This is a genomic window from Dactylosporangium sucinum (assembly GCF_014647515.1).
Classification (GTDB): domain Bacteria; phylum Actinomycetota; class Actinomycetes; order Mycobacteriales; family Micromonosporaceae; genus Dactylosporangium; species Dactylosporangium sucinum.
The window spans coordinates 161,371-181,586 of sequence record NZ_BMPI01000006.1; the positions used below are offsets into that span (position 1 = coordinate 161,371).

A 20,216-nucleotide genomic window follows, 5' to 3' on the forward strand; every position below is an offset into this window, starting at 1 on the left:
TCGACGCCGGCCGCCCCGCCCGCTCCCGCGGCGCCCACCCCTCCCGCTCCGCTGGTCACGGACATCATGGCCGGGCCGGGCGGCGTGATGACCGACGAGGTCGGCGTCATCACCGGGGAGCTCACCCTGCGCACCGAGGTCGACGCCGCGGGCGCGGTCGTGGTGTGGGTGCAGTACAAGGACGCCGAGGAGTGGTACGTGGTGACGGGCGGGAGGGCGCAGGTGCGCGAGCCGGCCGACGCGGCCGCGATCCACGCCGTCGTCGCCGGGATCCTGAACCGCCCCGAGGGCTAAGGCCTGCTTCACAACTGGGGCCGGGCTGCGGCGGGCCCAGTTGCGAAACTGGCCTTAGATCGCCCTCCGGCCCTCGAAGGCGCGGCCCAGGGTGATCTCGTCGGCATACTCCAGGTCGCCGCCCACCGGCAGCCCGCTCGCGAGGCGGGTGACGTTGAGGCCCATCGGCTTGACGAGCAGGGCGAGGTACGTCGCGGTGGCCTCGCCCTCGGTGTTGGGGTCGGTCGCCAGGATGAGCTCCTTGCAGGCGCCGTCGGCGAGCCGCGTCATCAGCTCGCGGATGCGCAGGTTGTCGGGGCCGACGCCCTCCAGCGGGTTGATCGCGCCGCCAAGCACGTGGTATCGCCCGCGGAACTCGCCCGTGCGCTCGATCGCCACGACGTCCTTCGGCTCCTCGACGACGCAGAACACCTCGTCGCTGCGGCGCGGGTCGCGGCAGATGCGGCAGAGCTCGGCCTCGGCCACGTTGTAGCAGCGGGTGCAGAAGCGCACGAGCTCCTTCACCCGCTGCAGCGCCTGGGCGAGCCGCTTGACGTCGGCGGGGTCGGCCGAGAGCACGTGGAACGCGATGCGCTGCGCACTCTTCGGCCCGACCCCGGGCAGACGACCGAGCTCGTCGATCAGGTCCTGGATGGCGCCTTCGTACACGCCCGGCGCCCGCTAGAAGCCGGGCAGCCCGAGGCCGCCGCCCAGGCCGCCGAGCCCGGCGGTGAGCGGGCCCATCTTCTCCTCGGTGAGGTCGCGCGCCGCCTGCGCCGCGTTGTGCAGCGCCGCGACGATGAGGTCCTCGAGCGTCTCGACGTCGTCGGGGTCGACCGCCTTGGGGTCGATCTTGATGCTCACCACTTCGCCCGAACCGCGCACGACGGCGCTCACCAGCCCGCCGCCCGCCGTGCCGGTGAGCTCGGCCTCGGCCAGCTCCGCCTGCGCGGCGACCATCTGCTGCTGCATCTTCTGCGCCTGCTTCATCATCTGCTGCAGGTTGGGCTGTCCACCGGGCCGCACAGTGTGCTCCTTCAATGTCGGTTTGCCACCAGCTTAGTCAGGCGGTCGTCTCGCCGATCTTCTCCGCGCCGAGCGCCTCGGTGAGCAGCCGCAACGCGGCCTCCTCACTGGTCTCCCGCACGGCCGTGGCGTCGTCGAGCAGCTCGTCGCCCGGGTCGAGCCCCGGGAACCGGGGATCGGACACCGGCGCGTCGTAGTCCGGATCGAACGGCGGCTCGTCGGCGCCCGCCCCGTCCCACGCCGACTCGGCGGGCGCGCCGGGTGCCGTCGCCCCCGGACGCCGCTGCCCACTCCCGGCCGCGGCCGCCCGGGCCGCCTCGCGCGCCAGCTCGATCGCGCTGCTCCCGCCCTGCCGCGCCCGCCCGCCCGCCCCGCGGGACGGGGAGCCTCCGGACGCGGGACGCCCGGACGGAGCACCGGCGGGCGCGGGTCGCCCGGGTGGAGCGCCGGCAGGCGCCGGCCGGGCAGGGCTCTCCGGCGCGGGACCGCCGGACGTGGGACTGACAGGCGTGGGACTGACAGGTGCGGGAATGGCCGGCGCGGGGCCGGCGGCGGCGCCGGTGGGTCCCGAGCCGGCGGAGCCGGCACCGGTGTGCGCCTGGCCGCCGGGTGCGGCGCTGGTGGGCGCATACCTGGCGGGACCGTCGCTGGTGGGTGCCTGGCTGGCGGGTGCCGAGCCGGCAGCCGGACCACCGGGCGTCGCGGGCGTGGGCCAGCCGCCGTCGGACGAGGCGTGGTCCGCGGACGTGCTCCCGGAGTCGCCGGTGGACACCTGGCCGACCGGTGCGCGACCGCCGGGAATGGCGGGGGTCGGCCAGCCGTCGTCGGACGAGCCCTCCCCGGCCGGAGCGCGGCCGCCCGGGGACGCCGGAGTCGGCCAGTCTCCGGCCTCCGCCGTCGCGCGGCGTCCCGCCGTGGCCTCGGCCGGGGCTCGGCCGCCGGCCGGGGCCGGCCAGCCGGAAGCGTCCGCGGGCGGGGCCGGCTGGCTCGGGACCGGGGGCGCGGGGCGCGGCGGGGGCGCTGCGCTCGGCTGGGAGGTGGGCTGGGGGGTGGGCGGCTGAGGGGAGGGATTCGGGCTCGCCGGGCGGCCGCCGCCTCCGCCGCCCGGCTGACCACCGACTTCGCAGCGTATCTGCCACCGCCCGCCGAGCACTTCCTGCAGCGCCCCGACCAGGACATCCGGGGAGTTGCTGAGCATGTTGGCGTGGGTGACGTATTTGAACGTGAGGACCAGGGTCGTGCCCTCGACCTCGTGGACCGTGGCCTCGCGGACGATCGCGGCGGCCTTCTTGCTCTTCTCGCTGACCCGGGAGAGCACGTCCGGCCACACCCGGCGGACGGCCGACGCGTCCAGGCCGCCACCACCGCCCTGGGCCACCGGTGGCGGCGCCGAGGGAGCCGGCTCGACCGACCGCGCCGGCTCGGCAGGACGCTCGGCAGCGGGCTCAGGCGAGGGCCCGGGAGCCGGCCCCACGGAAGGCTCGGGAGGGGGTGCTGAAGACGGCCGGGGGGAAGGCGCAGGCGGCTCGCTGCCGGCCGGCGACGCCCCGGACCGACCCGAAGCGGACCCGTCCGAGGCACCGGCACCCGAGGACGGCTCCGCAACCTGCACCCCCGGCGACGGCGCGGCCGGAGCCGGCACGCCGCCGGCCATCAGGCGGCGCTCCATCCGCTCCAGGCGCTGCAGGAGCGCGCTGCTCGAGTCGTCCGCCCCCGGCAGGAGCATGCGGGCCGTGATCAGCTCCAGCAGCAGCCGCGGGGCCGTCGTGCCGCGCATCTCGGTCAGGCCGTTGTGGACGATGTCGGCGAGCCGCGACAGGGTCGCCTGGCCCAGCTGGGTGGCCTGCATGCCCATCCGCTCCAGCTGGTCGTGCGGAGCGTCGAGGAGGCCCTTGTCGACGGCGTCGGGGACCTGCTGCAGCACGATCAGGTCGCGCAGCCGCTCCAACAGGTCGGAGGCGAACCGGCGGGGATCGTGACCGGCCTCGACCACGCGGTCGATCACGCCATAGGCGCCGCGGCCGTCGTCGGCGGCGAGGGCCTCGCACATCTCGTCGATGAGTGCGACGTCCGTCACACCGAGGAGGGCGACGGCCCGCGCATAGGTGACCCCGTCGTCGCCGGCGCCGGCGATCAGCTGGTCGAGCACCGAGAGCGTGTCGCGGGCGCTGCCGGCCCCGGCCCGCACCACCAGCGGGAACACGGCGGGCTCGACCTTCACGCCCTCGGCGGAGGTGAGCTGCTCGAGATAGGGCCGCAGGACACCCGGCGGGATGAGCCGGAACGGGTAGTGGTGGGTGCGGGACTTGATCGTCCCGAGCACCTTCTCGGGCTCGGTGGTGGCGAAGACGAACTTGACGTAGTCCGGCGGCTCCTCGACCAGCTTGAGCAGCGCGTTGAAGCCGGCGGACGAGACCATGTGGGCCTCGTCGATGACGTAGACCTTGAACCGGCTCGACACCGGGGCGAAGATCGCCCGCTCGCGCAGGTCGCGGGCGTCGTCGACGCCGCCGTGGCTGGCCGCGTCGATCTCGATGACGTCGATCGAGCCGGAGCCGTCGGGGGCCAGGTCGCGGCACGACTGGCAGACGCCGCACGGCTCGGGCGTCGGACCCTGCTCGCAGTTGAGCGAGCGGGCCAGAATCCGGGCGCTGCTCGTCTTGCCGCAACCGCGCGGGCCGGAGAAGAGATATGCGTGGTTGAGCCGGCCGGAGCGCAGCGCCTGCGACAGCGGCTCGGTGACGTGCTCCTGCCCGATGACCTCGGCGAACGTGCGCGGCCGGTATTTTCGATACAGCGCGAGGGCCACCAGCGTTCCTCCGTTCGCTCCTCGGGGCGGGCACCACGCTACCCCTGCCCACCGACAAAACCGGGGAAGCACGAAGGCCACCCGTGCACCCGTCAGAGCTCACTTATCCTTGCTGCCTTCCGGCCCTGGGGAGGTTCGTAAGATGACGCCGCACGAGTGGCTTGGGGACCACAATACCCGGTGCGCGAGCGGCGCGAGCGATGGGTATCCTGGCGCACGGAGGATTCGCCTAGAGGCCTAGGGCGCACGCTTGGAAAGCGTGTTGGGATAAAACCCTCACGAGTTCGAATCTCGTATCCTCCGCACCGCCTGACCAGGCAAAACGCCGGGCGCTCGGTTCACCGGGCCGCCCGGCGGCGTGCTTCAGAGGGCCGCGAGTGAGTCCAGGGTGAAGTCGAAGCCGGCCGGGTCGACCGGCTCGGGCCGGTCACCGCCCCCGAGGACGTATTGGGCCTGGGCCGGGTTCAGCAGCGACGCCGGCGAGTCCGGATAGGTCTCCAGGAAGAGCACGTAGCGGGTCCCCGTCCGCAGCGCGATGCCACCCGCCTCGGCGTAGACGGTGCCCCCGAGCGCGCCGCCGAGCTGCTTCACCTCGATCGACGCGGCCGAGGTGCCCTTGAAGCGCCGGTCGACCTGCACGCGGTACACCGTGTGCACCATGCCGTCGAGCGAACGGACGCTCGCCGAGAGCACCGAGCCCACCACCACCAGTGTCGCCCGTTCGTGCAGCATCTGGATGCTGTCGTACATCGGATAATCCGCCCGGTACTCCACCCGCTCGGCGGACCCGGAAGGCCGGCCGCACCCGGCCAGAACCAGCACGACCAGCGCCGCCAACACGACTCGTCCCATGCGGGTAGGACGGCCGAACGGCGGACCCGGTTCCGGCCGACCCCGCTGTTTGCGCTGGTCACACCGTGCCGCTACGTGCCGGACCGCCGGTGGTCACACCGCAGTCTGCGATATCGCAGGTTGTCACCTAGCGCCTGGTCATGCGGCATGGGACCATGTACATACGAGCCAGATGGGCCCGCGAGGCGGAAACGCAACAGCACCCGGCGGCGACCGGGTGCTGTTTGCGCTCCCCTCGACGCTTACGCGGAGGGATAACGGTGATACCTGACGTAATCCTTACGCATCGACAACGCCTCCGCAATACCGAGAGCGGAGGGAAGATGCGCATGTTCTACGAAGGTCCGGACATCGTGGTGACCAGCGAGCACTTCATCATCCTCGGCCCCTACCCGGTGCGCTACCGCCTCGACGACGTGCGCGAGCCGTACATCGTCCAGCACGGCCGCGGCAGTCGCTTCCGCTCGGCCCAGGAGATCCGCGCCCGCTACGGCGCCCGCGACGTCCGGCTCTTCAGCACGACGAACGCGACGACGTTCGGTCACGTACGACGGGCGCTGATCCGCGCGCTCGAGCATCGCGCCGCGCGGCGCGGCTAACCCGTCCTCGCCTGCGCAGGAACCGCGAAACCGCAGGTCAAGGTCGCCTGTGAGGGATGGTGTTCATCTCGCAGGCGACCTACTGTGCGGTAGGTCACGATCTGCTATAAAGCTGGCGGCCGGGTAGCGAACGGCCAAGCCGAGCGCAACAATGTCAGGCGGCCCACGAACGGCCGCCGCGCGACCGCATGATCCGCCACCGATGGGGCATGCGCGTCCGACACGCCCAGACGTGCAACCCGAGCCACACTTCAGAACAGTATGGTGAGCCGCAACTTGCGATACAGCTAGTCGCCACACGCCAAGCGGATGTATTTCAAGGTCAACGGACGGGTCCGACGAGGGGCACACGCGCATGAGCCTGGGTGATACGCCCGCGGTGGCGCGCCGGCGAGTCCGGCTGGCCATCCGCGACGCGCGCAACGCCAAGGGCTACACGCAGGGCCAGGTCGCCGACGCCATGGACTGGTCACTGTCGAAGGTCATGCGCATCGAGAGCGGCGAGGTCACGATCTCGCCGAACGATCTGCGCCCGCTGCTCAATTACCTCGGCATCCGCGACCGCGTGCTGATCGAGTCCCTCGTCCAGTCCGCAAAGGCGTCGAAACAGCGGCGCTGGTGGGACGAGTCGCGATTCCAGGGCATGATCACCCCGGCGATGCGGCAACTGATCGGGCTCGAGGCCGAGGCCACGATCATCCGACATTTCTATCCACTGTACTTTCCGGGCGTTCTGCAGACTCGCGAGTACGCGAGAGGCATCATGGATCAGTACAGCCATGAACTGACGCCCAAGGAAAGGGACGCCCGAATCGAGGCGCGCATCAGACGCAAGCAGGGACTTCTGCAGCGCGAGCCCCGACCCCGGGTCTTCACCCTACTGGATGAATCGGTCCTGTTGCGAACGATGGGGATCGGCAGGGTAAACCTGGGCCAACAATTGAATGAGGTCGCCGAGGCGATCCAGGACGGTTGGCTTTCCGCACGAATCCACCCGTTCGACAACGCGTATCCCGGCGTAGGAGAGTTCGAGCTCCTCTACTTGGAGGCCGATGACGTCGCACACGCGGTCCTGTATCGGGAGAGCCTGGTCTTCGATGAGATCGTCGACAACGCACATCGCATCGTCCAGCACCGCGCCCTGTGGGACCGCATGTGGAACGCCGCCATCAGCAAAGAGCAGTCGACGCAAATGATCAAGACCCGCGCGGAGGAGCTCCTGCGTTCCGACCCATAATTGAACTCTGAGCGGAGTCGCTCGGAGTGGGACGGGCGGCCAGATCGGCCGCCCAACGGAAAGGGTGAGATAGAGAGTGCAGCAAGCGGACACGCGTCTCGAGTGGCGCAAGAGTGACTTCTGTGGGTCGAGTTCCTGCGTTGAGGTCGCGAAGCATGCCGACTCGTTCCTTGTACGTGATGCCAAAAACCCGAACGGGTCGGTGCTCACGTTCGACCGTGCGGAGTGGGACGCGTTCGTTGCCGGTGTAAGAGCTGGAAACTTCGACTTCCAGTAACTCACCCGACCGGTTGAGCGCGGGCCTTTCGCGACGCGCTCAACTCCCCTCACTCACCCTGCTGACGCAGGCCACCCCGGCAGATCTCGGACACGAACGCGGACCAGGCCGCGGCGTCGAATTCCAGCTCGACACCGTGCGGCTCCTTGGCGTCGCGGACGATGACGCGATCCGCGCTTTGTGTGAACTCGAGGCAGGCACTCGAGCCGCACTTCGAACTTCGTCGCCAGAACACCTCAGTCACGGGCCCTCCCCTCCGCCCTGGACTTGAATCCTCAGCATACGAAGTTCCGTGCGCTCCGCCACACGCATATGCGGGACATGGCACGCCACGAAGCCGCGAATCCCCCCAAACGGGACGGCCCACAGATGAATGAACGCCCGCCAGGTGGATCTCCACCCGGCGAGCGATCACTGTCGATGCTAGAGCGACTGGTTCAGCCTCCTGAAAGCTTCGCCATACCCGGCGCGGTCCAGCCGGTCCAGGCTGGCCGCGTTGGCCCGCAGCGCCCGGAACAGACCCTTGCGCACCCGGTTGAACACGAAGACGTTGGCCGACTCGAACAGCGTCACCTCGGCGCCCGCATACGTGGCGCGCAGTGACCACATGATCGGCGTGAACACCCGTAGCGCGCGGCCCGCCATCGGCGGCACCGCGATCACCACGGCGGTCACGACGTAGGCGCCCGGCCCCCCGACCAGCGCCCAACCGGCCGTCGCACCCGCGACGACCAGCACCCCGACGGCCAGCCACACGGGCATGGCCGGACGGATCTCGTTGTGCTCGACGTGGACATCCTCCAGACCCTCCAGGTCGTAGACCTGGGGGGCCGGTTTCCACACGGCGAAGACGTCGTCGCTGATGACGACGTCGTGGCCCTGGTAGAAGACGGTTGGCATCGATCCCCCCTCAGCCCCGTCACCAGTATGAGTTAGCCGCGTCACAGATCGCCAGACCACAAGCTGCCATATCGCAACCTGGTGTACGCCAACCCGCCGTGCAACCCCCTGCACGCTGAGCGACATCCCCTGGTCAACGACACCATGCCGGCCGTCGTCCGGGCAACCGCGTTAATGGGTAGGCGGCGACCTGCGGTACGACACGGGCGTCTCGGACATCGTGATCGGCGAGGCGACCGAGCGCCGGCCGTCGAGCTCGACGACGGGGGCCAGGCCCAGCCGCTCGGCCAGCGCGATCGCCTCGGCGATCGAGTTCACCGGCCCGCAGGGCACCCCGGCGGCGGTGAGCGCGCCGACCCAGTGCGCGACCGGCTCGCCGGCGAAGACCGCGCCCAGGGCGCCGGCCAGCGCGTCCCGGTGCGCGACCCGGGCGGCGTTGGTCGCGAACCGCGGGTCGCCGGCGAGATCGAGACCGAGGGCCGCGCACAGCCGGGCGAACTGGCCGTCGTTGCCGACCGCGACCGCCAACGGGCCGTCGGACGCGTCGAACGCCTCGTACGGCGCGATGCTCGGGTGCCGGTTGCCCATTCGCGCCGGCGCCGCGCCCGCGTTGAGCACGGCCGAGGCCTGGTTCACCAGCCCGGCCAGCAGGCTGCTCAGCAGGTTGACCTCGACCCGCTGCCCGCGCCCGGTGCGTTCCCGCACGTACAGCGCCGCGAGGATGCCGGACGTGAGCTGCTGGCCGGCGAGCACGTCCACCAGCGCCACCCCGGCCTTGGTCGGCGGGCCGCCGGGATCGCCGGTGATCGACATCAGCCCGCCGACGGCCTGGATGAGGAAGTCGTACCCCGGAGCCGGCTGCCCCCGCCCGAACCCGGTGACGCTCGCGTAGACGAGCCGCGGGTTGCCGATCTGCTCGTAGCCGAGCCCGAAGCGCTCCATCGTGCCCGGCGCGAAGTTCTCCACCAGCACGTCGGCCCGCCGGGCCAGGTCGAGCGCGGCCTCCCGGCCGGCGGGCGACGCGAGGTCGAGCGTCAGCCCCCGCTTGTTGCGGTTGACCGACAGGAAGTACGTCGACTCCCCGGTGGGTGCATACGGCGGGCCCCACGTGCGCGTATCGTCGCCCGGCCCGGGCCGCTCCACCTTGACCACGTCGGCGCCGAGGTCGCCGAGGGTCATGGTGGCCAGCGGCCCGGCCAGCACGCGCGAGAAGTCCGCGACGAGGATGCCGTCGAGCGCGCCCAACTTCGTCAGAGCCGGGCCAGCGCGGCCCGCAGCGGGTCGAGCCCGAGCGAGCCGAGGTTGAGCGCGTCGCGGTGGAAGGCCTTCAGGTCGAACGCCGATCCCTTGCGCGCGCGGGCCTCGTCGCGGGCGGCGAGCCAGGCCCGCTCACCGAGCTTGTAGGACGGCGCCTGGCCCGGCCAGCCGAGATACCGGTTCAGCTCGAACCGCAGGCTCTTCTCCTCGACCCGGCAGTGGGCGCGCAGGAACTCCCAGCCCAGCTCGGGGGTCCATCGCTCGCCCGGCGCGAAGCCGAACGGGTTGTCGCGGGGGATCTCCAGCTCCAGGTGCATGCCGATGTCGACGATCACGCGGGTCGCGCGGAACGCCTGCCCGTCGAGCATGCCGAGCTTGTCGCCCGGATCGGCGAGGTAGCCCAGCTCGTCCATCAGCCGCTCGGCGTAGAGCGCCCAGCCCTCGCCGTGGCCGGAGGACCAGGCCAGGATGCGCCGCCAGCGGTTCAGCAGCTCGGCCCGCACGTAGGTCTGGCCGATCTGCAGGTGGTGGCCGGGGACGCCCTCGTGGTACACCGTCGTGACCTCGCGCCAGGTCGAGAAGCTGTCCACGCCCTGGGGCACCGCCCACCACATGCGGCCCGGGCGGGAGAAGTCCTCGCTGGGGCCGGTGTAGTAGATGCCGCCGTCGGACGTCGGGGCCAGCATGCACTCGATCGGCTGGACCTGCGCGGGGATGTCGAAGTGCCGGCCGTTGAGCTCCTGGACGGTGGCGTCGGCGAGCTGCTGCATCCAGTCGCGGAACGCCTCCTTGCCCTGGATCGTGCGGGCCGGGTCGGCGTCGAGCGCGGCGACCGCCTCGTCGATCGTGCCGCCGGGCACGATCTTGTCGGCGACCTGGCGCATCTCGCTCTCCAGCCGGGCCAGCTCCTCGAAGCCCCAGGCGTAGGCCTCGTCGAGGTCGACGGTCGCGCCGAGGAAGTAGCGGGACGCCAGCTGGTAGCGCTCGCGGCCGGCGGCCTCCTTCGGGCGGCCGAGCGGGGCCAGCTCGCGGCGCAGGAACTCGCCGGTCTCCACGGTCGCCGCGCGGGCGGCCTCGGCGTTGCGGGCCAGCTCCGCGGCGAGCCCCGGGGTGCCGCCGCCGACGCGGGCGGCCAGGTCGGGGTAGAAGTTGTCGCCGTCGGTGGCGGCCCAGACCTCGCACTGCTTGGCGACCTCGATGATCTGCTTCGCGGGCGCCACCCGGCCCTGCCGCGCCTCGGTCAGCAGCGTCTCGCACCACTCGGCGAGCGCCTTCGGCACGGCGGCGAGCCGGGCCGAGATGTTCGCGGCGGCCTGCTCGCCCTCGGTGGGCATGAGATCGAACGAGCTGCGCACCCCGTGCAGGGCGCTGGAGATCACGTTGACGTCGCTCGTGATGTCGCCCGCCTCATACCGCTCCAGGGCTAATCCGAGGCGCTCCTGCATGGCCTCCTTGGCCACGCGCTCGGACTCGTCGGCGGGCGTCTCGGCGTCGAGCGCGGCGAGGGTGCGCCGGTCGAGGTCGGCGAGGGCGGCGAAGCCGTCGGGTGACAGGTCGGTCAGCTGGTCGTCGTATCCGGCCACTCCGACGAAGGTCGCCCCGATCGGGTCAAGGGGCGCCCACTGCTCGACATACCGGTTGGCGATGTCATCGATAGATCCCACGCGCCGACCCTACGCGAACCACCGCCCCCTCGTGGGTCCCGCGCAGGCCAATTCCGAACCTGTGGCTTGACCTGCACGTGGAGGTCCGAAATCCGCGCGACGGGCCGGCCGGCGGAGGAGCAGAGTAAGGCCCATGACGAGTCCGGCCCCTGACGCCCCGATGCGCCGCTGGTTGCCCGCGTTCCTCGCGGTGGCCCTGATCTGGGGCACCAGCTTCATGTTCATCAAGGACGCGCTGACGGAGCTGGCGCCGGTGTACATCGCGGGGTACCGCATCGCGCTGGGCGCGCTCACGCTGCTGGCCTACCTGGCGGTGCGCCGCCTGCCGCTGCCCCGCGGCGTCCGGCTGTGGACGCACCTCTTCGTGTTCGCACTGTTCGCGTGCACGATCCCGTTCACGCTGTTCGGCTACGCGGAGCAGCGGGTGCCCTCGGTGCTGGCCGGCATCTGGAACGGCACCGCCCCGCTGACCACGCTGCTGGTGACGCTGGTCGCGGTGCGCAGCGAGCGGCCGAGCCGCCGGCAGCTGACCGGCCTCCTCATCGGGTTCGTCGGCGTGCTCGTCGTGCTCGGCGTGTGGGAGGGCGTCGGGGGCAGCTCGGCGGTGGGCCAGCTGATGCTCTTCGGCGCGGTGCTCTGCTACGGCATCGCGTTCAACTACACCCGCTGGCTGATGAAGCACTTCGACGTCACGCCGCTGCAGCTGTCGGTCGGGCAGCTCATCATGTCGACCCTGCACCTGCTGATCGCCGCGCCCCTGATCGCGGGCGCCCCGCCGGCCCTCCTCGGCCACTCGCCGCGCGTCTACCTGGCGGTCGTCGCCCTCGGCGTCTTCGGCACGGGCATCGCCTTCGCGCTGAATTTTCACGTGGTGCGTACCGCTGGAGTCACGACCGGCTCGATGGTCACCTACCTGCCACCGTTCGTGGCCGCGGTCGCCGGCACCGTCTTCCTCGGCGAGACGCTCACCTGGCACCAGCCCGTCGGCGGGCTCATCGTCCTCGCCGGCGTCGGCGCGTCGCAGGGCCTGTTCTCAGCCGTGCGACGCCGCCCACGCGAGGAGGTCAGCCGCCGGCAGCGTGTTGACGATGCGCTCCGGCGGGACCCCGCAGGCGACGGCGCGCGCACACCCGTTGGGTAGCCAGTCGAGCTGACCGGGCGCGTGCGCGTCGGTGTCGATCGAGAACCTGCAGCCGGTCTCCAGCGCGACCCGCAGCAGCCGCTTGGGCGGGTCGAGCCGCTCCGGCCGCGAGTTGATCTCGATGGCCTTGTCGTGCTCGACCGCCGCCGCGAAGACGGCCGCCGCGTCGAACCGGCTCTCGGGCCGGGTGCCCCGCCCGCCGGTGATGAGCCGGCCGGTGCAGTGCCCGAGGATGTCGAGGTGCGGATTGGCCAGCGCGGTGACCATCCGGCGGGTCATCACCTCGGGCTCGTCCTTGAGGTTGCTGTGCACCGAGCCGACGACGACGTCGAGCCGGGCCAGCAGCTCGTCGGTCTGGTCGAGCGAGCCGTCGGCGAGGATGTCGACCTCGATGCCGGTCAGGATGCGGAACGACAGGCCCAGCCCGGCGAACCCCGCGTTGAGGTCGGCGACGACGCCGAGCTGCTCCTCCAGCCGCTCCGCGGACAGCCCGCGGGCCACGGTCAGGCGCGGCGAGTGGTCGGTGAGCACGAGGTACTCGTGGCCGAGGTCGACCGCCGCCAGCGCCATCTCGTCGATCGGCGACCCGCCGTCGGACCAGTCCGAGTGCGCGTGGCAGTCGCCGCGGAGCGCCTCGAGCAGCGACCTGGTCGCCTCGTCGAGGTCCTGGCCGGCGGTCGACTCGAGGCGGCGCAGGTACACCGGCTCCTCGCCGGCCAGCGACTCCACCACGCAGCGGGCGGTGACGTCGCCGACGCCGGCCAGCTCGGTCAGCGTGCCGGCCTTGGCGCGGGCCGCGAGCTCGCCGTCGGGCAGCTTGCCGAGCACGGTGGCGGCGCCCCGGAAGGCGCGGACGCGGTAGGTCTTCTCGTGGGCTCGCTCCAGCAGGTACGCGATGCGGCGCAGGTCGGCGAGCGGATCACGAGCGGTCGGCATGCGTCAGACGCTAGTGCTCCGCGAGCCGTTGTGCGCAATCACGGTGCGCGTGCGGGTCAGCGTGGCGAACGGATTGGCGAACTGCAGCACCAGCGCACCGAACTCGAAGCCCGGCTTGCAGGTGATCATCAGCAGCTGGTCGCCGCGGCGCACGTCCCAGAAGGTGTCGCCGTGCACGCCGGCCGTGATGATGCCGTTGAGGTGCATGCCGTTGGCTTTCTGCGGCGCGTCCTTGGCCTTTGCCCTGGCCGCGCCCTTGGCGGTGTCCTTCGGCGGGAGAGCCGGCGCCTCGGAGCGTGGCACGATGCGGACCGAGCTGATCGCGGCCACCGGCACCGCGATCCTGCCTCGGCGGGTCCACCAGCGATCGAGGCCCTGCGGCTCGATGAGCAGGGCGGTATCCGTGACGGTGAGTTGGAGATGGGTTGGAACCTTCATCAACGCGAGCAGTCCGGCCGCCATGAGGAAGGGGACCGTCGCGAGCGCCAATACGGTGCTCATGAATCCCGAATGTACGCTCGGCAACGTCGGACGTCGGCGCTTTCACAAAACCGAACGGACGAATCCCCGCGCCCGACCGGGCGGCCACGGCGAAACGGACCATTGATGCACACCATTGACTGGATTGACGACGCCGTCGTCATCGTCGACCAGACCCGGCTGCCCGCCGAAGCGGTCCACCTGCGGCTCACCACGGTGGAGGCGCTCGTCGACGCCATCCGGCGGCTCGCCGTCCGGGGCGCCCCGGCGCTCGGCGTGGCCGGCGCGCTGGGCGTCGCACTGGCGGTGCGGCAGCATTCCGACCCGGCGGAGTTGCACAAGGCGGTCCGGCTGGTGGCCGAGGCCCGGCCGACGGCGGTGAACCTGGCCCGCGGCGTCCACCGCGCGGCCGCCCACCTGCCGTCCTTCGACGCCGTGCTCGCGGCCGCATTGCAGCTGCGGGACGAGGAGATCCTCAACTCGGCCGAGATGGCCCGGCGCGGCGCCGACCTGGTGCTCGAATTGTGCGGCCCGTCCCCGCGGCTGCTGACGCACTGCAACACCGGCGGCCTGGCGACGGTCGTCGAGGGAACAGCGCTCGCGGTGGTCTTCGAGCTGCACCGCCGCGGCGCTTTGGCCGGCGTCATCGCGAGCGAGACCCGGCCGCTGCTGCAGGGCGCCCGGCTGACGACCTGGGAGCTGGCCCGGGCCGGCGTCCCGCACCGCCTGGCGGTCGACTCGGCCGGCCCGTTCCTGATGGCCCGCGGCGAGGTGGACGCGGTGATCCTGGGCGCCGACCGCATCTGCGCCAACGGCGACGTGGTGAACAAGGTGGGCAGCTACGCGCACGCACTGGGCGCCCGCGCGGCCGGCATCCCGTTCATCTGCGTGGCCCCGGAGACGACGGTGGACGCGGACACGCCGAGCGGCGACAAGGTGGAGATCGAGGACCGCGGCGCCGCCGAGGTGACCGGAACGACGGCTCCCCCGGGCACGGCGGCGGTGAACCCGGCCTTCGACGTGACCCCGGCCGCGCTGGTGACGGCCATCGTGACCGACCGCCGCGTCTGGCGCCCCGCTCCACCACCGCGCTGACTCTTGGTTCGCCACTGCGACCGACCGTGCTGAGGCACGGCGCGGCGGCCGCCGAGGCGTGGGCCGTGGGGCTGGCCGTTGACAGACGTTGGTCTATCTACCCTCGGATTTGGTGATCGACATGAGGGTTAATCGACCAACGTCTAAGCGTTAACACGGTGCGGGCGCGGTGCGGGCAGGGCGCGGTGCGGCGCGGCGCGCGGTGCGGCGCGGCGCGCGGTGCGGGCGGGGCGCGGTGCGGGCGGGGCACGGCACGGCGCGGTGCGGCGCGGCGCAGGGCGCGGTGCGGGCGGGGCGCGCGGCGCGCGGCGCGGTGCGGGTCAGGCCGGGCGGACGGCGCGGACGGTCCGGCGGTCGTCCGAAACCGACTCGATCCAGCCGCCCACGCGCCCCAGCCGCAGCAGCACATCGGCGCGAGCCGGAAGGTCGGCCGTCTCGCCGGGCGTCGGGGGCCAGGCCAGCCGGGCGGTGTGGCCCGGGGTCAGCCACGGCGCCAGGGCGCCGATCGGGTCGGCCCCGTCCAGGATCGCGCGGGCGGCATTGAGGTCGGCGATGACGGCGTCGAGCGACGCCAGTACCGCGGAGGCATTCCCGCCGCACATCGCGGCGGTCAGCTCGGGGCGGGCCGCCGCCACCCGCGTGCCGTCGCGGAACGAGCCCGCGCCCAGCGTCGCCGCCAGCGGGTCGCTCGCGACCCGGGCGGCCACCGCGGCGGCGACCAGGTGGGGGACGTGGGAGATGGACGCCACCGCGTGGTCGTGCTCGTCGGCCGTGGCCGGCACCACGCGGGCGCCCAGCGCCGTGACCAGCGCGGCCAGGTCCATCCAGTCCCGCACGTGCGCGCCGTCCTCGGCCAGGCACAGCACCCAGGCGCAGCCCTCGAACAGCCGCGGGTCGGCGGCGGTGAAGCCCGACGTCTCCCGGCCGGCCATCGGGTGGCCGCCGATGAACGTCGCCAGCGCCTGGCCGCCCGTGCGCAGGCGGTCGGCCGCGAGGTCGCGGACCGGGCCCTTCACCGACGTCACGTCCGTGACCACGCCGACGTACGACAACGATGCCAGCTCGTCGAACACCGCCTCGACCGCGGGCAGCGGCACGGCCACGACGACCAGCGAGGCGTCGCGGACGGCGTCGGCGACGGTGCCGGTCACGTGCCAGCGAGCGTTCGCGGGAGCCTGTGCGGCGGCGGTACGGGCGGTGGCGCGCGTCGCCGGATCGGCGTCGTACCCGTTGACGCGGTGGCCGTGCACCGCCAGCGCCCGCAGCACCGACCCGCCGATCAGCCCGAGGCCGATCACCGCCACGTTCAACGTCGCATCACGCACTGCGGAACTCTCGCACACTCGCCGGTCACCCGTTCGGCTCGGGACACCCCACCGAACGCCCGGTCCATCCCGTTCATGGCGATTTGGACCGTTACGAGCAGTTACCGTGAGCGCCATGCGACTCATCCGGAAATTCGCGCTCGGGCTCCTGGCCGCCGCCACGGCCGGTGCCCTCGTGGGCGCCTCCGCCGCCGGCGCCGCCACCGTCCAGCGACTCCCGCTCCGGTCCCCGAGCTTCGACGGAACCGTTTGGTCCGTGGCGTTTCGGGGCGACAACGTCTACGTGGGCGGCTCGTTCAGCAAGGCCGTCGTGGCCGGCAAGACCTACCCGCGGACCCGCCTGGCGGCGTTCAACGCCCGCACCGGCGCGCTGCTCGACTGGGCACCCGCGGCCGACAACACGGTCCGCGGACTAGCCACCCATGGTAACTCTGTGTATGCAGTTGGTGACTTTTCGAAGGTTTCCGGGGTGAAGCGCGACTCGCTCGCCGAACTCGACGCCACCACGGGCGCGGTCAATGCGTTCAGCCACGAGGTGGGCGGCTCGGCGACGACCATCGGGATCGGGGGCGGGCGGCTGTACCTCGGCGGCCGCTTCAGCACCGTCGACGGCACGAAGCGGACCAACCTCGCCGCCTTCAACCTGGCGACCGGCGCGCTCGACCCCCGCTGGGCCCCGACCACCGACAACCGGGTCGAGGCGCTGGCCGTCACCGCGGGCCGCGTGTACCTGGCGGGGTCGTTCCACAAGACGAACAACGTCAGCAACTCGCTGCGCCTCACCGCCGTCGACCCGGTCACCGGGACGCTCGACAAGGGGTTCCTGCCGCGTCCTTCAGCGGTGGTACTGGCGGTGGCCGTCGACGCCGCCGGAAACGTCTACGCCGGCATGGGCGGGCAGGGCGGCCGGGCGGTCGCGTACACGCCCACGGGCCGGGTCCGCTGGACCCGCGTCTTCGACGGCGATGTCCAGGCCATCACGGCGCTGGGCGGGGTGACGTACATCGGCGGCCACTTCGACCGGGCCTGCACCACGGCGAAGAACGGCGCGCGGGGCGCCTGCACCGACGGCTCGGTCTCCCGGATCAAGCTCGCCGCCGCCGGCCAGGACGGCCGCCTGCTCGACTGGGCGCCCCAGGCCAACGGCATCGCCGGCGTGCGCACCCTGGCGACGAACGAGCCGCTCGGGGTGATCGTCGCCGGGGGCGAGTTCACCACCATGGGTGGCGTCACCCAGAAACGGCTCGCCGTGTTCGGTTAGCGGGCCGGGCTAAGCTGCATGTTGTGGCAGTGAGCGAGTCGCCGTGGACGGAGCCGGACGCGACCGCCGGCATGCCCGCACCCGCGGGCGCCCGGCAGCCGTGGCCCGGTGCCATGGGCCCGCCGGTGGTCGGCCCGCCACCACGGTTGAGCGAGTGGCGCGCGGCCGGCCCGACGGGCCCGATCGGTCCGGCCGCGCCGGCCGCGCCGGCCGCGCCGACGGGGCCGCTGGGTCCGGCCGGGCCCGCGCGCCCACCGACGCCGGCCGCGCAGTATGGGGCCTGGCAGGGTGCGCTGCGCCCGCCGGTCTTCGTGGTGAGCCAGCCCCGGCCGACCTACCGCGAGCCGCTCCCCGTGCGCAGCCCGATGGTCACCGCCGGAGCCGCCGTCGGCGCCGCCTGGATGCTGCTGTTCGGGCTGCTCGCCGGCTCGGCCCGGGGGTACATCTGGCTCACCCTCATCGCAGGAGTCCTGGCCTGGGGCGCGTCCGCGGTGCTCGCCCGCTTCGGCGACCGGGGCGTCGCCGTCGGCGTGGCGGTGTCCAGCGGGGTCGCGGTCGCGATCGCCGGCATCGTCGTCGGCTACCGCATGGCGGGCGGCGACTGGGTGCTCTGGTAGGCACGTTCCGTAGCCGACACGCGGAGTTTGCCGTGCGCTCTTGACGTGGATTCCGGCGCGCATCACTCTCAGCAACATGGCTTTGAGGCTGCAGCGGCTCGATCCCGAGCGGCGTCGCCGGCGGCTCGCGCTGCTGGTGGAACTCGCGGACGCCAAGGCGCTCCGCGAGCGGCTCGATCCCCGCCGGCTGCGCGCCGACCGCCTCCGAGAGCTGATCGCAAACCGGCGACGACTCGCCGACTGAACACATCCGGGGCCCTTCAGCCCAACCAGTGACCCGCTCGAATAGTGTTCACGCGTAACGACGAGCACCGACCGGGGGGACCGTGTCGCACTTCGCTGCCGCTGTCACACGCGGCGCCGGGAGCTGGGCCGCAGCCGAGCTCGACCTCAGCGGCGTCGCCGACATCGAAGAGATCACCGACCGACTGCGCGACGCCGATCCGGAGGCGGCGGTGTCGCTGCTGTTCGTCGAGTCGGACGACGCCTATCTGGTGATCCTGCGCCTCGACGACGGAGAGGACCTGCGCGTCTTCGGCTCCGACTCGGTCTTCGCCGAGGAGTCGCGGCTCGGCGCCATCCTCCTCGGCGACATCGAGGAGCAGTTGCCCGAGATCGCCGCCGCCGACGACGAGGAGGAGCCCGACGACGAGGAGGAGGACCGCCCGTCGGCGGAGCCCGACATCGAGCCGGTCGGCGACCCGGAGCTGCTGGCCGACCTCGGCATGCCGGGCGGGCGGCTGATCGAGCTGTGCGCCCAGGAGGGCATGCTGCCGGCCGACCTGACCGCGGAGATCTGCCAGGCCATCGGCGCCGGCGACGAGATCGAGGAACTGCGCGATCTCTGACCGGTCGCGCGTCGATCTTGCAGGTGTGGTGCCGGGACACTCCGTGGATGGCCCGATTTGGGTGGCACCACAACTGCAAGATCGACGCGGAGAAAGGCGGGCACCGGTGAGGCGGTGGGAGGCCGCGATGCGGCGGGCCGTCGAGGTGGCCGCGGGCGCGGGCGCCGACGTGCCGATCGGCGCCGTGATCCTCGGCCCCGACGGCACCGAGCTGGCCGCCGCCCACAACGAGCGGGAGCTCACCGGCGACCCGACCGCGCACGCCGAGATGCTGGCGCTGCGGCGGGCCGCGGTGCCGCTCGACGGCTGGCGGCTGGAGGACTGCGCCCTCGTCGTCACGGTCGAGCCGTGCACGATGTGCGCCGGGGCGATCGTGCTGGCCCGGGTCGGCACCGTCGTCTTCGGCGCGTGGGAGCCGAAGACCGGCGCCGCCGGGTCGCTGTGGGACGTGCTGCGCGACCGGCGCCTCACGCACCGCCCGGAGGTGATCGGCGGGGTGCTGGAGGAGGAGTGCTCAGCCCTGCTGCGCGAGTTCTTCCGCGGGCACCGGCGCAGCGAGTAGCACCTGGCACACCGACCGTGCGTGGTCGCTCCACGGCGCCGGGCGCAGCGTGCGCGGGTCGAGCTTGACGTTGACCCGCCGGCCCTCGGCGTGGACGGTCTGCCCGTCGGCCGAGACGATCCGGAAGCGGTACACCGCCGAGCTGTCGCCCAGCGACTCCAGCCAGAAGTGCACGCCGATGTCGCCGGTGCCGCGGACGGGCGTCCGGTAGGAGATCGAGTACTCGGCGACGGCGTGCATGACGTCCGAGGTGGTCGGGCGGCCACCGGCGTAGGAGTGGCCGCGCTCGCCCCACCAGTTGGACAGCGCGCGTTCGAGGAAGACGGCGTAGCGGGCGTTGTGGACGATGCCCATCGCGTCCAGGTCGTCGAAGTGGACGGTGAAGGGCTCGACGTGTCCGACGGCTTCGATAGTGGTCAACTCAACCTCCGGCAGGGAGTAGGTCAGGAGTCGGGCTCAGGCCGCGCAGCCGCACCAGGGCGGCCGCGCGGGCGTAGGTGAGGATGTCGTCCGAGTCGAGCAGCCGCGACTCGTAGACGGCCGCGGTGCCGTGCGCGTTGAGCTCGAACGACAGCTGCGCCGGGTCGACGTCGGCCCGCAGCTCGCCGAGCTCGATCGCCTCGGTGATGAGGCGCTCCAGCAGGACGTGCCAGTCGGTCAGCGCCGCGGTCAGCGCGTCGCGGACGGCGCCGGGCCGGGCGACGTACTCGAACTGGGCGTTGCAGAAGAAACACCCGCCGGGCAGGGAGCCCGAGAAGATGTCGCGCAGTCGGTAGTCGTGCAGCGCCCACAGCCGCCGGACGCCGCGCGGCTCGCCCAGCGCGGGCCGGATGACGACGCCGGTGAAGCGCCGCTGCGCGTGGGCGACCGCGGCGAGCTGGAGCTCCTCCTTGGTCCGCCAGTGCGCGAACAGGCCGGACTTGCTGACCCCGAGCCGGTCGGCGAGCTGGCTCAGCGACAGCCCGTCGAGGCCGGACTCGGTGGCGAGCACGACGGCAGCGTCGAGCGCGGCGGCGCGGGCGCGCTCGCCGCGGGCCAGTCGGCCGTCAACGGTCAT

Annotated in this window: 23 protein-coding genes, 1 tRNA gene, 1 other RNA gene and 1 pseudogene; 12 read left to right on the forward strand and 14 right to left on the reverse strand. The window is 72.3% G+C overall.

Annotation, left to right across the window (positions count from 1 at the left end):
- Positions 1-294, forward strand: a pseudogene (locus tag IEZ31_RS07930) (hypothetical protein); the annotation flags it as partial.
- 54 nt (positions 295-348) lie between these two features.
- On the opposite strand, the gene recR reads toward IEZ31_RS07930, so the two are convergent.
- The 4 genes from recR to ffs form a co-directional block, all read right to left on the reverse strand.
- Entirely contained in the window at positions 349-942 is a 594-nt protein-coding gene (gene recR / locus IEZ31_RS07935; protein WP_190249099.1) for a recombination mediator RecR, read from the reverse strand.
- Positions 943-954: 12 nt separating this feature from the next.
- Positions 955-1,275 carry a YbaB/EbfC family nucleoid-associated protein gene (locus IEZ31_RS07940; protein ID WP_229834474.1) on the reverse strand — a complete coding sequence of 107 codons (321 nt, stop codon included), beginning with the start codon at positions 1,273-1,275 and terminating at the stop codon, positions 955-957.
- A gap of 61 nt (positions 1,276-1,336) precedes the next feature.
- The gene (locus IEZ31_RS07945) at positions 1,337-4,108 is read right to left on the reverse strand and encodes a DNA polymerase III subunit gamma and tau (RefSeq protein WP_190249101.1); all 2,772 of its coding nucleotides are present in this window, start codon (positions 4,106-4,108) and stop codon (positions 1,337-1,339) included.
- Between the two features lie 70 nt (positions 4,109-4,178).
- An RNA gene (gene ffs, locus IEZ31_RS07950) (signal recognition particle sRNA small type) lies at positions 4,179-4,272 on the reverse strand.
- A gap of 54 nt (positions 4,273-4,326) precedes the next feature.
- Between ffs and IEZ31_RS07955 the strand changes: the two genes are divergently transcribed.
- Positions 4,327-4,411 (forward strand) — tRNA-Ser (locus tag IEZ31_RS07955).
- A 60-nt stretch (positions 4,412-4,471) separates the two neighbouring features.
- On the opposite strand, the gene IEZ31_RS07960 is transcribed toward IEZ31_RS07955, so the two are convergent.
- Entirely contained in the window at positions 4,472-4,960 is a 489-nt protein-coding gene (locus tag IEZ31_RS07960) for a hypothetical protein (protein ID WP_190249102.1), read from the reverse strand.
- A 329-nt stretch (positions 4,961-5,289) separates the two neighbouring features.
- On the opposite strand from IEZ31_RS07960, the gene IEZ31_RS07965 reads away from it, so the two are divergent.
- From IEZ31_RS07965 to IEZ31_RS07975, 3 genes are all read left to right on the forward strand, one after another.
- The gene (locus IEZ31_RS07965; protein ID WP_190249103.1) at positions 5,290-5,559 is read left to right on the forward strand and encodes a hypothetical protein; all 270 of its coding nucleotides are present in this window, start codon (positions 5,290-5,292) and stop codon (positions 5,557-5,559) included.
- 355 nt (positions 5,560-5,914) lie between these two features.
- Positions 5,915-6,796, forward strand: coding sequence for a helix-turn-helix domain-containing protein (locus tag IEZ31_RS07970; RefSeq protein ID WP_190249104.1), 882 nt, complete (start codon positions 5,915-5,917; stop codon positions 6,794-6,796).
- Positions 6,797-6,872: 76 nt separating this feature from the next.
- Positions 6,873-7,073: a DUF397 domain-containing protein gene (locus IEZ31_RS07975; RefSeq protein WP_190249105.1), complete on the forward strand. Its 201-nt coding sequence runs from the start codon at positions 6,873-6,875 to the stop codon at positions 7,071-7,073.
- A gap of 49 nt (positions 7,074-7,122) precedes the next feature.
- On the opposite strand, the gene IEZ31_RS07980 is transcribed toward IEZ31_RS07975, so the two are convergent.
- From IEZ31_RS07980 to IEZ31_RS07995, 4 genes are all read right to left on the reverse strand, one after another.
- Positions 7,123-7,317, reverse strand: a complete 195-nt coding sequence (locus tag IEZ31_RS07980) for a DUF397 domain-containing protein (protein WP_190249106.1) — start codon at positions 7,315-7,317, stop codon at positions 7,123-7,125.
- A 179-nt stretch (positions 7,318-7,496) separates the two neighbouring features.
- Complete coding sequence (locus tag IEZ31_RS07985; protein ID WP_190249107.1) at positions 7,497-7,973, reverse strand: DUF6232 family protein; 477 nt, start codon at positions 7,971-7,973, stop codon at positions 7,497-7,499.
- Between the two features lie 171 nt (positions 7,974-8,144).
- Positions 8,145-9,218 carry a CaiB/BaiF CoA transferase family protein gene (locus tag IEZ31_RS07990; RefSeq protein ID WP_190249108.1) on the reverse strand — a complete coding sequence of 358 codons (1,074 nt, stop codon included), beginning with the start codon at positions 9,216-9,218 and terminating at the stop codon, positions 8,145-8,147.
- 5 nt (positions 9,219-9,223) lie between these two features.
- The gene (locus IEZ31_RS07995; protein WP_190249109.1) at positions 9,224-10,894 is read right to left on the reverse strand and encodes a DUF885 domain-containing protein; all 1,671 of its coding nucleotides are present in this window, start codon (positions 10,892-10,894) and stop codon (positions 9,224-9,226) included.
- A 133-nt stretch (positions 10,895-11,027) separates the two neighbouring features.
- On the opposite strand from IEZ31_RS07995, the gene IEZ31_RS08000 reads away from it, so the two are divergent.
- Positions 11,028-12,035, forward strand: coding sequence for a DMT family transporter (locus tag IEZ31_RS08000; protein WP_190249110.1), 1,008 nt, complete (start codon positions 11,028-11,030; stop codon positions 12,033-12,035).
- Here IEZ31_RS08000 and IEZ31_RS08005 read toward each other — a convergent pair.
- Together IEZ31_RS08005 and IEZ31_RS08010 are read right to left on the reverse strand one after the other, a co-directional pair.
- A complete protein-coding gene (locus IEZ31_RS08005) occupies positions 11,928-12,971 on the reverse strand; it encodes a PHP domain-containing protein (RefSeq protein ID WP_190249111.1) in 1,044 nt (347 codons plus the stop codon). The two genes, IEZ31_RS08000 and IEZ31_RS08005, sit on opposite strands and share 108 nt — an antisense overlap.
- A gap of 3 nt (positions 12,972-12,974) precedes the next feature.
- A complete protein-coding gene (locus IEZ31_RS08010) occupies positions 12,975-13,433 on the reverse strand; it encodes a hypothetical protein (protein WP_190249112.1) in 459 nt (152 codons plus the stop codon).
- Between the two features lie 144 nt (positions 13,434-13,577).
- Here IEZ31_RS08010 and mtnA point away from each other — a divergent pair, with 144 nt between their 5' ends.
- Positions 13,578-14,546, forward strand: a complete 969-nt coding sequence (gene mtnA, locus IEZ31_RS08015) for an S-methyl-5-thioribose-1-phosphate isomerase (protein ID WP_190249113.1) — start codon at positions 13,578-13,580, stop codon at positions 14,544-14,546.
- A 320-nt stretch (positions 14,547-14,866) separates the two neighbouring features.
- On the opposite strand, the gene IEZ31_RS08020 is transcribed toward mtnA, so the two are convergent.
- On the reverse strand, positions 14,867-15,871 hold the full coding sequence (locus IEZ31_RS08020; protein ID WP_229834438.1) for a prephenate dehydrogenase/arogenate dehydrogenase family protein: 1,005 nt from the start codon (positions 15,869-15,871) through the stop codon (positions 14,867-14,869).
- Between the two features lie 115 nt (positions 15,872-15,986).
- Here IEZ31_RS08020 and IEZ31_RS08025 point away from each other — a divergent pair, with 115 nt between their 5' ends.
- The 5 genes from IEZ31_RS08025 (at position 15,987) to IEZ31_RS08045 (ending at position 19,159) form a co-directional block, all read left to right on the forward strand.
- A complete protein-coding gene (locus tag IEZ31_RS08025) occupies positions 15,987-17,132 on the forward strand; it encodes a PQQ-binding-like beta-propeller repeat protein (protein WP_190249114.1) in 1,146 nt (381 codons plus the stop codon).
- A 29-nt stretch (positions 17,133-17,161) separates the two neighbouring features.
- Positions 17,162-17,749, forward strand: coding sequence for a hypothetical protein (locus IEZ31_RS56160; protein WP_229834439.1), 588 nt, complete (start codon positions 17,162-17,164; stop codon positions 17,747-17,749).
- Between the two features lie 40 nt (positions 17,750-17,789).
- Positions 17,790-17,993: a hypothetical protein gene (locus IEZ31_RS08035; protein WP_190249211.1), complete on the forward strand. Its 204-nt coding sequence runs from the start codon at positions 17,790-17,792 to the stop codon at positions 17,991-17,993.
- A gap of 82 nt (positions 17,994-18,075) precedes the next feature.
- Positions 18,076-18,597: a tRNA adenosine deaminase-associated protein gene (locus tag IEZ31_RS08040; RefSeq protein ID WP_190249115.1), complete on the forward strand. Its 522-nt coding sequence runs from the start codon at positions 18,076-18,078 to the stop codon at positions 18,595-18,597.
- Between the two features lie 127 nt (positions 18,598-18,724).
- On the forward strand, positions 18,725-19,159 hold the full coding sequence (locus tag IEZ31_RS08045) for a nucleoside deaminase (protein ID WP_190249200.1): 435 nt from the start codon (positions 18,725-18,727) through the stop codon (positions 19,157-19,159).
- Here IEZ31_RS08045 and IEZ31_RS08050 read toward each other — a convergent pair.
- Positions 19,112-19,579: an acyl-CoA thioesterase gene (locus tag IEZ31_RS08050; protein WP_229834442.1), complete on the reverse strand. Its 468-nt coding sequence runs from the start codon at positions 19,577-19,579 to the stop codon at positions 19,112-19,114. The two genes, IEZ31_RS08045 and IEZ31_RS08050, sit on opposite strands and share 48 nt — an antisense overlap.
- 1 nt (position 19,580) lies before the next feature.
- Entirely contained in the window at positions 19,581-20,216 is a 636-nt protein-coding gene (locus tag IEZ31_RS08055) for a TetR family transcriptional regulator C-terminal domain-containing protein (RefSeq protein ID WP_190249116.1), read from the reverse strand.